The sequence below is a fragment of the Streptosporangium sp. NPDC049248 genome, assembly GCF_040678965.1.
Classification (GTDB): Bacteria; Actinomycetota; Actinomycetes; order Streptosporangiales; family Streptosporangiaceae; genus Streptosporangium; species Streptosporangium fukuiense.
On the sequence record NZ_JBFAQY010000002.1, the window covers coordinates 122,244 to 133,992 of the forward strand.

General features: G+C 71.3%; 11 protein-coding genes. All 11 read right to left on the bottom strand.

Going from position 1 to position 11,749, the window contains the following annotated elements:
* Positions 1-30 precede the first annotated feature (30 nt).
* Positions 31-927, bottom strand: a complete 897-nt coding sequence (gene rbsK, locus AB0K21_RS04470) for a ribokinase (protein WP_343965307.1) — start codon at positions 925-927, stop codon at positions 31-33.
* Positions 924-2,300, bottom strand: coding sequence for an ADP-ribosylglycohydrolase family protein (locus AB0K21_RS04475; protein ID WP_343965305.1), 1,377 nt, complete (start codon positions 2,298-2,300; stop codon positions 924-926). The genes rbsK and AB0K21_RS04475 overlap by 4 nt, the downstream gene beginning before the upstream one ends.
* A complete protein-coding gene (locus AB0K21_RS04480) occupies positions 2,297-3,457 on the bottom strand; it encodes an ADP-ribosylglycohydrolase family protein (RefSeq protein WP_343965303.1) in 1,161 nt (386 codons plus the stop codon). Before AB0K21_RS04480 ends, AB0K21_RS04475 begins: the two co-directional genes overlap by 4 nt.
* Positions 3,454-4,419 carry an ADP-ribosylglycohydrolase family protein gene (locus AB0K21_RS04485; RefSeq protein WP_364147789.1) on the bottom strand — a complete coding sequence of 322 codons (966 nt, stop codon included), beginning with the start codon at positions 4,417-4,419 and terminating at the stop codon, positions 3,454-3,456. Before AB0K21_RS04485 ends, AB0K21_RS04480 begins: the two co-directional genes overlap by 4 nt.
* Before the next feature lie 4 nt (positions 4,420-4,423).
* Entirely contained in the window at positions 4,424-5,386 is a 963-nt protein-coding gene (locus AB0K21_RS04490; protein WP_364147792.1) for an ADP-ribosylglycohydrolase family protein, read from the bottom strand.
* Entirely contained in the window at positions 5,383-6,678 is a 1,296-nt protein-coding gene (locus AB0K21_RS04495) for a sugar ABC transporter substrate-binding protein (RefSeq protein WP_364147794.1), read from the bottom strand. The genes AB0K21_RS04490 and AB0K21_RS04495 overlap by 4 nt, the downstream gene beginning before the upstream one ends.
* A 27-nt stretch (positions 6,679-6,705) precedes the next feature.
* Positions 6,706-7,524, bottom strand: a complete 819-nt coding sequence (locus AB0K21_RS04500) for a carbohydrate ABC transporter permease (protein ID WP_343965294.1) — start codon at positions 7,522-7,524, stop codon at positions 6,706-6,708.
* A gap of 1 nt (position 7,525) precedes the next feature.
* Positions 7,526-8,437, bottom strand: a complete 912-nt coding sequence (locus tag AB0K21_RS04505) for a sugar ABC transporter permease (RefSeq protein WP_343965292.1) — start codon at positions 8,435-8,437, stop codon at positions 7,526-7,528.
* Positions 8,434-9,456, bottom strand: a complete 1,023-nt coding sequence (locus tag AB0K21_RS04510; RefSeq protein ID WP_343965290.1) for a LacI family DNA-binding transcriptional regulator — start codon at positions 9,454-9,456, stop codon at positions 8,434-8,436. Before AB0K21_RS04510 ends, AB0K21_RS04505 begins: the two co-directional genes overlap by 4 nt.
* A gap of 151 nt (positions 9,457-9,607) precedes the next feature.
* Entirely contained in the window at positions 9,608-10,255 is a 648-nt protein-coding gene (locus AB0K21_RS04515) for a response regulator transcription factor (RefSeq protein WP_343965288.1), read from the bottom strand.
* Entirely contained in the window at positions 10,246-11,496 is a 1,251-nt protein-coding gene (locus AB0K21_RS04520; protein WP_343965286.1) for a sensor domain-containing protein, read from the bottom strand. The genes AB0K21_RS04515 and AB0K21_RS04520 overlap by 10 nt, the downstream gene beginning before the upstream one ends.
* Between the last annotated feature and the right edge of the window lie 253 nt (positions 11,497-11,749).

Consider the following 11,749-nt stretch of genomic DNA (forward strand, 5'->3'; position numbering starts at 1 on the left):
AGGTCCCCGCCGGGTGTCAGCACCGGAGTGTCAGGCACCGGCCGCGGAAAGGCTCCGGTCGATCTCGGCGCGGGTGGGCATCGAACTGCTGGCGCCCGCGCGCTGGACGGACAGGCCCGCCGCCGCGGTGGCGAAGCGGACGGCCTGGTCGGCGGGCTGCTTCTCGACGTGGGCCACGGCGAGGGCCCCCACGAAGGTGTCGCCCGCGGCCGTGGTGTCCACCGCGTTCACCCTGGGTGCCTCGACCCACACGGCGGCTCCGTCGTCAGAGGAGGTGAGCGCGCCGCGCGCCCCCAGGGTGACGATCACCCATCCGACCGTGCCCCTCAGTTCCTTCAGGGCGCGCTCGTGGTCCGCCTGGCCGGTGATCGCGACGGCCTCGTGCTCGTTGGCCACCAGGATGTCCACGGCCTCCAGCAGCTCCGCGGGCAGGGGCTGGACGGGGGCGGGGGTGAGGACCACCGTGGTCCCCGCGGCACGGGCGGCCCTGGCGGCGGCGGTGACCGCCTCGATGGGAAGCTCCAGCTGGAGCAGGAGCACGTCGGAGCGGGAGATGACCTCGATCTCGGCCTCGGTGGGGGCGGTCACGGCCCCGTTGGCACCGGGCACCACGATGATCGAGTTGCCACCGCCGCCGTCCACCACGATCTGGGCGATGCCCGAGGGCCCGGGGACCGTGCGCAGGTTCGTCACGTCGACGCCCGCCTCGGCGAGCGTCCCGCGCATCTCGGTGCCGAAGTCGTCGTCGCCCACCGCCCCGAGGAAGGCCACCCTGGCACCCGCCCGCGCGGCGGCGATGGCCTGGTTGGCGCCCTTGCCGCCGGGAACCGTGCTGAAGGCGCGGCCGGTCACGGTCTCGCCGAGCGCGGGTGCGGCATCGACATAGGCCACCAGGTCCATGTTGACACTGCCGAACACCGAGATCATGATTCCTCCACCCCCAGGGCCAGCGTACGGCGGGCCAGTTCGTCCAGGCCGATGCCGTCGAATCCGCTGATGCTACTGGACAGCCGATTCTGCAACGCCCACCCCTCCGGGATCCGCGACGCGCCGCGCAGCGCGCCGACGATCGAGCCCACGGTCGCCCCCGCCGAGTCGGTGTCCCAGCCGCCCGCCACGGCGCCGGCGATCGAGGCGGTGAAGTCACCCCGGCCGTGGACCAGGGCCGCCGTGATCAGTGCGGCGTTGTTGACCGTGTGAACCCAGTGCAGCTCCCCGTGGCGTGCGTGGAGCCGGTCGACGACCCGTTCGAAGTCCGGTTCCCGGCGCGCGTCCTCGGCGGCCTGCCGTACGGCGGCGGCCAGGCGGGAGTCCGGCGGGATCACGGCAAGACCGGCGGCGACCACCTCCTCGGTGGAGGAGGCGGTCAGCGCCGTGGCGCACATCGCCGCCACGAACATGGAGCCGTAGATCCCGTTGGCGGTGTGGCTGAGCCGCGCGTCGCGCCAGGCGAACTCCGCGGCCGTGGCCGGATCGCCGGGATTGACCCAGCCGTAGACGTCGGCCCTGATCAGCGCACCGATCCACTCCCGGAACGGGTTGCGGAAGGTCGCCGTGCTGAGAGCCCGCGGGTCGTCGGAGGTGGGCGGTTCCAGACCGGCCAGCAGGTTGCGGTAGGCGGCGCGCTCGGCGGTGAAGACCCGGCCGCCGGGCAGCTCGTCCAGCCAGAGCCGCGCGACGTCGTCGGTGCCGAATCCCCGGCCGTGCCGCTCCAGCAGGGCCACGGCGAGCAGCGCGAAGTTGAGGTCGTCGTCCTCGGGAACGCCGTCGATGTTCTCGGCGAGGCTGTTGACGGCGCTGCGACGGTTCCACGGCCAGCGCCGGCCGATCTCGGCGGGAAGCCCCCTGGCGGTGAACCATCCCCGGATCGGCCAGTTCCCCGTCGCCTCGGCGATCGCCCTGATCCCCTCCCGGGGGATCTTCTCCACCGGCTTGCCCAGCACGCAGCCCGCCGCCCGGCCCAGCCACGCGCCGAGCATCCGGTCCATGTCCTGTGTGCCCGAGGTGGCCGTGCCCCTTTGTGACGGCCACCTCGGGCAGGCTGTGACGATCTCGGCCAGGGTGGAGGGCTCGGCGAGCGGGGACGGGATCGCGGCCAGCTCGTCGAGCAGCTCCTCGGCCAGGCGGCGCAGCCGTACCGGAGGGGCCTCTGGCGAGGCTCCCGCCCGGGCCGGGGCGCCGTGTCCTCCCGCGGCCTGCCAGCGCGCGGCGATCTCCGTCACCTCGCGGCCGTCCTCGGTGGCCTGGCGCAGCTCGTGGCCGACCAGGTCCTCCGGCTGCACCCAGGTCAGCCTGATCATCCGGCGTCCCCGGCGAGGGCGGCGAAGGCGGACTCGTGGGCGCGGCGGCGTGCCAGGTCCGCGCCGTGGATGCGGCGGGCGACGCGGGCCAGGTTCAGGCCGGGGGTGAGGAGGTCGGTGCGGCTGGCTGCGGAGATCTGCTCCACCCAGTCGGCCGGGACGGCTCCGCGCCCGCCGAGGGCTCCGGCGACGGCGCCGCCCATGGAGGCGATGGAGTCGGCGTCGCGGCCGTAGTTGACGCCACCGAGGACGGTGTCACGGTAGTCGCCCTTGGCGATCAGCAGGAAGGCCAGGGCGAGCGGGAGTTCCTCGATGCTGTGCAGGCGGCTCGGGCGGCGGGCGCCGAGACCCTGGTCACGGTAGGTGTCGGCGACCGTGTCGTAGGGCTTCATGGCGGCGCGCAGCCTCTCGAAGGAGCCGTCCCAGTGGCCGAGGTCGCGGGCCACCGAACACACCGCGTCGATGGCCGCCCTGGTACCGTCCCGTGCCAGCCGCAGGCAGGCGGCGACCACCGAGTCGGGTGTCGCGCCCGGGCGCATGGCCTCGGCCACCGCGGCGGCGAGCACCCCGGCCGCCTCCCGTCCATAACTGGACTGGTGGGCGCCGGCAAGCTCGATCGCCTCGGCGTAGGCGGCGTCGGGGTCGGCGGCGTTCACCACGCCGACCGGTGCCATGTACATCGCGGCACCGCAGTTGACGATGTTGCCCACGCCTGCCTCACGCGGGTCCGCATGACCGTGGTGCAGCCGCAGCACCAGCCACTTCTCCGCCAGGAAGACCCGCTGCAGCAGCAGCGCCTCGGCCTCCAGTTCCGGGATCCAGCGCTTCTCCCCCAGCATCTCCGGTACCAGGTGCTCGGCCGCCGCGTAGGCGTCCAGGTGTCCCCCGACCCGCTCGTAGACCCGGATCAGCGCGTGGGTCATCAGGGTGTCGTCGGTGATGTGGCCGTCGCCCTTGTGGTAGGGCGCGATGGGGCGGGCGTTCCGCCAGTCCTCGAAGTACGGCGGGACCAGGCCCTCGACGTACCCGCCGTAACGCTCGTGGATCTGTTCGGGCGTCCAGCCCTCGGTGGCGCCGCCGAGGGCGTCGCCGACCGCGGCACCCGCCACGCATCCCACGGCCTTGTCCTCGAGCGTGCCCCTGCCCGCTGTACTCATCCGATCCGTCCCCTCACGATGTCCAGTAGGTCGATTCCCGCCAGTTCGGGTAGGCAGCAACCCGTAAGGGTGGTGCTCCATCCCCGCGGCAGCGCACCATGGCCGGTGAACGCGCCGGTCAGCGCACCGGTCAGCGCGGGCGCGGAGTCCGCCACGGTGGCCAGGCAGGCGGCGGCCGGTACGGCGGTGCCTATCGAGCCGCCGGAGACCTCCGCCAGTGCGAGGGCCACCGGCAGCGTCTCGGCGGCGGCCACCCCGTAGCTGTAGACGTGGTCGAACAGCGCCGCGTCCAGCGCGGGCACCGCCGCGAACGGGTCGCCCGCCTCGCGGGCGACCGCGAGCGCGATACGGGTCGCGCGGCCGATGACGGTGTCATCGGGAAGCGCCTCCAACGCGGCCCGCACGGCGTCGCCCATCGGACCGCCGTCCACCAGGACGCCGATCGCCCTGGCCATGGCGACGGCTCCGAGCACGCCGTCACCGGCGTTGGTGACCTGGGCGTCGGCCGTGGGGTCCAGCCCGACGGCCCCGAAGGCGACCGCCCGCACGGCCGCGGCGTCGTCGAAGAAGTGCGGGTTGTCGTGCCCGCTGGCGGGAGGGCCGAGACCGCGCGCGAGGTTGTCCAGCGCGGTCCGCACCGAGATCCGCGCCCTGACGTCGTCCCTGCCGATCAGGCCGGCGAACGCCTCCGCGCGGTCCTCGTCGATGGTGAGCACGGTCCAGGCGAGCCATTCGGCGTCGTCGGACGGCCCCATCACCAGCGGCGCGACCGGCTGGTTGAGCGCGAACGGCACCGGCAGGGTGGTCACCCGATGCTCCTCGGCGAAGGCGTCGAGCTCGCGGTGGAGGCGTCTGCTCCACGGTGCGTGCACCCCCGCCCTGTGCCGCGACGACGGCCATCCCGCCGCGTCGCCCGCCGCCAGACCGGCGAACGCCCCCAGGATCCTGTCCCCCGACGTCATCGCCCTACGTCCCTTCCACGAGTCGATCGGCCACGTCGAGCACGTGCCGTCCCGCGGTCACCGGCAGGCAGCGCCCCTCGACCGGGCCGATCTGCCGTGCCCACCGCTCAGGCACCGCCGCCTCGCCGCGTCCCGCCCCGGCGAGGGCGCCGGCGATGGCCGCGGTGGTGTCGGCGTCCCGTCCCAGGTTCGCCGCGATCACCACGGACTCCTCGACCTCTCCCCCGCCCATCAGGTAGGCGGCGAAGGCGAGGGCGACGGCTTCGGGAGCCAGATCCGTCCACGGGTAGTGCCGGACCACGACCGCCTCGTGCAGCCGCCCGGCGACGTCGCCGGCTCCGGGGCCGAGGGCCTCGCGGGCGCGGTCGACGCTGCGGGCGGTCCACGAGTCCTCGGGGATCACGCCGAGACCGGCCGTGACCGCCTCGTCCGGGGAGGCGCCCGCCATCGCGGCGGCCACCGCCCCGGCGACCGCACGGCCGCCGAGGATGCCCTCCCCCGAGTTGCTCACGCTGCCGTCGACCTCCACCAGACGGGCGGCCTCGCCGGGGTCACCCGCGGCGAAGATCCCGTACGGTGCGGCGCGCATGGCCAGGCCGTCCGACCAGCCGTGGCGGTGCCACTGGCCGGTCAGCGGTGGCCGGAGTCCCCGCCGGAGTGCCTGGACGGCACCGAGCTCGGAGAAGCCCGCGCCCTTCATCGGCCCGTCGATCAGCGGGATGATCTCCTGGTGGTAGGCCTGGACGACGTCCTGGGAGGTCAGCACGTGCCCGTGCCGGATGAGCAGGGAGGCCGCGAAGATGGTGTACTCGGTGTCGTCGGTGCCGCCGCCGTCGATCTCGGTCAGCCTCCCCCAGCGGGCGGCGATCTGTTCGGGCGAGAGGTTCTCCGCCGGGCGCCCGAGGGCGTCGCCGGCCGCGAGGCCGAGCAGACATCCCCGGGCGCGCCCCCGATGTGTCAACGTCACTGGTTGTACCGCTCCAGCACCTTGTTGCCCTCGTCGACCAGCTTCTTCGCCACCTCGTCAATGGTGATCTTGTTGGCGAAGTACTGCTGCAGGGTCGGCGTGGCCACCTTGCTCTTCCACTCGTCGAAACCGTTGACCTTCAGGAACGGCGCGACCACGAGGTTCTTGGCCGATGCGGTCGCCACGTTCCATCCGTTCTCCTCGGCCGTCATGGCGGGATCGCCCGCGGCCTTGACGGAGGTCGGCAGCAGCCAGTCGCCCTTGGCGAGCTTGACCTGGTTGGAACCGTTGAGGAAGAAGGAGACGAACTTCAGCGACTGCTCGGGATACCTGCTGTCCGCGGCGACCGACAGCGTCTGCGAGACGGCCCCCTGCTCGGAGCCGACGCCCTTCAGCGGCGGGAGGGTGATCCACTCGAAGCCGTCCGGCGCCTGCTCCACGACCTGCTGGCGCAGGTAGACGCCGGCGGGCAGCATCGCGTACTTGCCGGCGTAGAAACCGGGCAGCGGATCGGCCGAGCCCATGCCGAGCGCGGACGGGTCGGCGGACCTGTCCTTGTAGAGCTGGTCGTGGATGCGCTGGAGCACCTCGCGCTCCTCGGCGCCGACCTTGACCGTCGTCCTGCCGCCGGCGTCGGTCTGGAAGAAGGTGCCGCCGAAGTTCAGGGCGAGGTTGAGCACCTTGTTGACCGGCGACTTCATCGGCCAGGCGACGCCGTAGGTGTCGCCCTTGGTGAGTTTCTTGGAGATCTCGGCGAACTCGTCCCACGTCCACGGATCGTCCGAGGTCGGCATCCGCACGCCCGCCGCCTCGAGCAGCTTCTTGTTGGCGATGGTGACCTGCGACTCCTGCAGGAACGGCACGCCGTACACGCCCTGGCCGCCCTTGCCGTCGCCGAAGGTGACGGTGTCCCAGGCGGGCTGCGGGATGTCGCTCTTCAGCTCGGCCGGGATCTTGTCCTTGATGTCCATCAGGTAGCCGCGGCTGGCGAATCCGGACAGGGCCGGAGAGTCGTCGTGGATGACGTCCGGCGGGTCACCGGCCTCGAAGGAGGTGACGAGCTGGTCGTTGACGTTGTCCCAGCTTCCCTGGATGTACTCGACCTGGATCTTGGGGTTGGCCTTGTTCCACTCGGCGACCAGCTCCTTGTTCGCGGCGATCGACTCCTTCTGCCAGGCGAGGCTCTGGAACTTGATCGTCACCGGCTCGTCGGGGGCGGCCGCGGGCGGTTCCGAGCCGCATCCGGCGACGAGCACGAGGAGGCCTGCGGCCAGCGCGGTCCTCATACGCATACGAGTTCTCCTATCGGGGGGGTGAAGTTATCCCTTGACGGCGCCGGCCATGAGGCCGGACTTCAACCGCCGCTGGATGAATGCGAAGAACAGCAGGCTCGGGATCGTCGCCAGGAGTGAGGCGGCCGCCAGCGGCCCGAGCCGCACGACACCCTCGGCGCCGGTGAACTTCACCAGCGTCAGCGGCAGGGTCGCCACATCCGGATCCTTGAGGACGATCAGGGCGAACAGGAACTCGTTCCAGGAGGAGATGAACGAGAACAGCAGGGTCGCGACCACTCCCGGGGCCAGCAGCGGGGCGACGACGCTCACCAGCGAGCGCACCCGCCCGGCCCCGTCCATCGCGGCGGCCTCCTCCAGTTCACGCGGTACGGCGCGCACGTAGCCCTGGAGCATCCACAGCGCGAACGGCAGCGTGAAGGTGACGTGCACGACGGTCAGCCCCGGCAACGTGTTCGCCAGGTCCAGCCCGCGCAGCACCATGAACAGCGGGATGATGATCAGGATGAACGGGAAAACCTGGCTGACCAGCACCCATCCGATCGCGATCCGGTTGACCAGCGAGCGGTGGCGGGCCAGCGCGTAGGCGGCGGGCAGCGCCAGGACCACGGTGAGCACCGAGCTGGCCGTCGCGACGACGAGGCTGCGCAGGCCGCTGCCGACCAGGTCCTGCTCGCCGAAGGCGTCGGTGAAGTTGGCCGACGTCGGCGCGCGCGGGATCCACGTCGGGTGCAGGCTGGCCAGCTCCTGCGGCGTCTTCAACGCCGTGGACAGCAGCCAGACCAGGGGGAACGCCAGGAAGACGAGGTAACCGGCCAGGGCCAGATAACGCAGTGACCTGCCCATGTCAGCTCGCCTCCCGCATCTGCCGCCAGAGGTAGGCGCCGAGCACGGCCAGCACGACGATCACGATCGCCACGCCCAGGGTCGCCGCGTAACCGAAGAAGCCGTAGCGAAAGGCCTCCTCGTAGGCGAAAAGCATGGGCAGGCGTGTCTGCCCGCCGGGGCCGCCCTGGGTGAGGACGTAGATCAGCCCGAACTGGTTGATGTTCCAGACGAAGTCGAGCGAGGTGATGGCCACGATGACCGGGCGGAGCTGGGGCAGGGTGATGCTCCAGAACTTCCGCCAGACCCCCGCGCCGTCCACCTCGACGGCCTCGTACAACTCCTTGGGAACGCCCTGCAGCCCGGCCAGCAGCACCACCGTGGTCTGTGGCATACCGGTCCAGATCCCGACGACGATCACCGCGGGCAGCGCGACGGAGAAGTCGTTGAGCCAGTCGATCTCGGTGCCCAGCATGCCGTTGAGGATTCCGGCGTCCGGATGGTAGACCAGTCGCCACATCAGTCCGATGACCACGGGCGGCATCGCCCACGGCACCAGTGCCAGCACCCGGGCGAACCCCCGGAACCGCAGATCCTGGTTGAGCAGCAGGGCCAGCCCCAGCGAGGCCAGGAACTGCAGCACCGTCACCGAGACCGCCCAGATCATCCCGATCCGGAACGACGCCCAGAAGTCCCCGTCGGAGAGCAGGTCCCCGAAGTTCGACAGCCCGACGAACGAGGTGACCGAGTTGCGCCCTGAGCGCGCGTCGGTGAACGCCAGGAAGATCCCGTAAAGCAACGGCCCCACGCTGAACACCAGCACGGGCACCAGCGCGGGCAGCATCAGCAGCAGCGCCTCACGCCCCTGCCGCCCGCCTCTCCGGGGTTTCCTCGGACTCGCCGTCCTGACCGCCCGGTCCGCGGTGAGGGTCATGGCGTCTCCTCTCCTGTGGTCGAGGCCCTGACCACCAGGCGGGGCGGCACAGTGACCACTCTGGGCTCCCGCTCGCCGTTGCCCAGCCGGTCCAGAAGCAGTTCCGCCGCCGCCCTGCCCCGCTCGGCCGAGCCCAGGGAGACGCTGGTCAGGGCGGGCCAGGCGGCCGCGGCCATGTCGATGTCGTCCATGCCGGCCACCGCCACGTCCTCGGGCACCCGGCGGCCGGCCCGGCGCAGGACCTCCAGGGCGCCGAGCGCGATCAGATCGTTGGCGCACATGATCGCGTCCAGGTCGGGTGCCCTGGCCAGCAGCCGGCTCACCGCGGCCGCGCCCTCGGCGCGGTAGAAGTCACCGACCTCCACCAGGTTCTCGTCATATGGCAGGCCGAGGGCGGTGAGCGCCTCGGCGTAGGCGGTGGACCTGGCCGAACCGGGGACCGTGTCCAGCGGGCCGTTGACGAACCCGATCCGGCGGCGTCCCAGGGAGTGAAGGTGGTCCAGCGCCAGCCGTACACCGGTGCGGGAGTCGGCGCGGATGTTGTCCACCCGCGTGCCGTCCGGTACCGAGCCGATGATGACCACGGGGGCGCGGGCCGCCTCGACGGCCTTCAGATGCGCCTCGCTCACCCTGAGCGGGATCATGATCAGCCCGTCCACGTAGCGCTCGCCGAGGCCGCGGAGCACGTCGATCTCGTCGGCGACGTCCGCGTCCGTGGAGTGCAGCACGAGACGGTATCCGGCGGCCTTCAGCACCGGCTGGATCTCGCGGATCATCGCCAGGTAGACCGGGTTGCCGATGTCGGCCATCGCGAAGGCCACCTGGTTGGTCCGGCGTGACTTCAGCGACCGGGCCACCGAGTTGGGGACGTACCCCAGTTCCTCAGCCGCACTGAGCACCCGGCGCACGGTGTTCTCGCGGGTCGGCAAACCGTTGAGGACGCGGGAGACCGAGGCGATCGAGACGCCCGCCCGTTCCGCGATCGTGGTGATCGTCGGCCCGTCGCTCACAGGGACCATGCCTTTCTGTAAACGTTTACCATGATCTTGAGGCTTACTGAAAACGTTTACGGGGTTAGAGGCATGTAACTCGCACGTAATAGAGATCGTCAAGTCACGATCGAATAACAGCAGGCGCGGTGGGTGGCGTCCCGACCGGCGGCGAGGGCCGTCAGGAACGCAGGTAGGCCAGGACCGCCAGGACGCGGCGGTGCTGGTCGCCGTCCTCGGCGTACAGGCCGAGCTTGGCGAAGATGCTGCGGATGTGCTTCTCCACGGCCCCGTCACTGATCACCAGCTGACGGCCGATGGCGGGGTTGGATCTGCCCTCGGCCATCAGGCCGAGCACCTCGCGCTCGCGCGGGGTGAGCTGGGCGAGGGGGTCGTCACGGCGGCGCCGCACCATCAGCTGTGCCACCACCTGGGGGTCGAAGACCGTGCCGCCGGCCGCGACGGTGCGCAGGCCCGCCATGAAGTCGTCCACGTCCACGACGCGGTCCTTGAGCAGGTATCCCACCGCGCCCCTGGCGTCGGCGAGCAGGTCGTCGGCATAGGAGACCTCCACGTACTGGGACAGGATCAGCACCGGCGCCCCCGGCACCTTCCGGCGCGCCTCGACGGCCGCCCGCAGCCCCTCGTCCGTGAAGCCGGGCGGCATCCGCACGTCCACCACCGAGACGTCGGGCCGGTGCTCGGCGACGGCGGCCACCAGCCGGTCACCGTCCCCCACCGCGGCGACCACCTGGCAGCCGAACTCCTCCAGGAGCCTGATCAGGCCCTCCCTGATGAGCACCGCATCGTCGGCCACGACTACCCGCACGGAACCTCCGCCACTATGACCGTCGGCCCTCCGACGGGTGAATCGACAGCCAGCTCGCCGTCGACCGCCTTCAGGCGGTCACCGAGACCGGACAGGCCATGCCCCTTGGCGACATGTGCGCCGCCGACCCCATCATCCCCGATTGTCAGCATCAGGAAGTCACCCGTCCTGGTCAGCGTCACGGTGCAGATCGTGGCGTGGCTGTGCTTGGCGACGTTGGTGAGGCACTCCGCGACGACGAAGTAGACGCTGTTCTCCACGGCGGCGGGGAACCGTCCCTCCACCTGGACGTCCAGCTCGACGGGGACGGTGCAGCGCCCGGCGAGCGCGGCGAGCGCGGGAGCCAGGCCGCGGTCGCTGAGGACCGGGGGGGCGATGCCGCGAGAGAGGGCACGCAGCTCGTCCAGCGTCTCGCGGGTGGAGGTGATGGCCTGGCCGAGCATCTGCTCGACCCCCGCCGGGTCGCGCCTGAGCTGGCGCTGTGCCCGTGACAGGTCCATGGCCAGGGAGACCAGGCGCTGCTGCGGCCCGTCATGGATGTCGCGCTCCAGCCGGCGCAGCGCGTTGGCCTCGGCCGACACCGCGGCGGCCCGGCCCTCGGCCAGGTCGTCGATGCGATCGTGCAGCTCGGCCACCCCGGTCAGCAGGGCCCTGCCGAGCCCGGCCTGGATGAGCGCGGCGCTTCGCACGACCGGCGAGAGGGTGATCGCGAACAGCACGCCGATGACCGTGTTGATCACCACCTCGACCCAGAGACTGTTCCCCAGGCCGAGGAGCGGGCCGAGCCCGCCGTCGTTGCCGGGGATGGCGTAGACGATCCACCCGTAGAGCGGGTAGGTGAGGCCGAGGATCGTCCCGGCCCACCAGACCACCGCGAAGACGAAGGTCACGATGGAGATCGGGAAGGCCACGATGCCATAGAGCAGGTCGAGCCAGGACTGGCCGTTGGTGAGCGGGTTGATCATCTTGCGGAACCATCCGGCGTCCTGCGGGGCAGGCCGGTACCTCGGCCTGGCGACGGGGCGGCCGAGCACCTCGGGCAACCAGCGCCGCTCGACGTCCGCGAAGCCCCGGGCGACCAGGAGTGTCGTCGCGAGGACGGGCAGGCCCACGAACACCACGACCAGGCCCGTCCCGGCGGAGAAACCGGCCACCATGAGGACGAACCAGATGACGGAGAGGGGAAAGCCCACGACCAGGTAGCGGGTGTCGGAGCCGATGCGGCGGAGGAGGGTTCTCATACCGCCAACGCTATGAGTACGGGCCACCGCAATCGACCCTGCGCACCCGCTTACCGGGGTGGGGCCAGCACTACCCCCGAGGGTGGGGAGATCCGGCGAGAAGACTGCTGCGTGCGTCACTGCGCCGCCGGGGTCCCGGCGGGAGGCTTTTCACACAGCCTTTCCCGAGGTTTCCAACTCGCCCTCCCGAAGAATCGAGACCCCCTTGACCGCCGTGATCCCCGGCCCGGCAACACGTCCGACAGCCCGCACG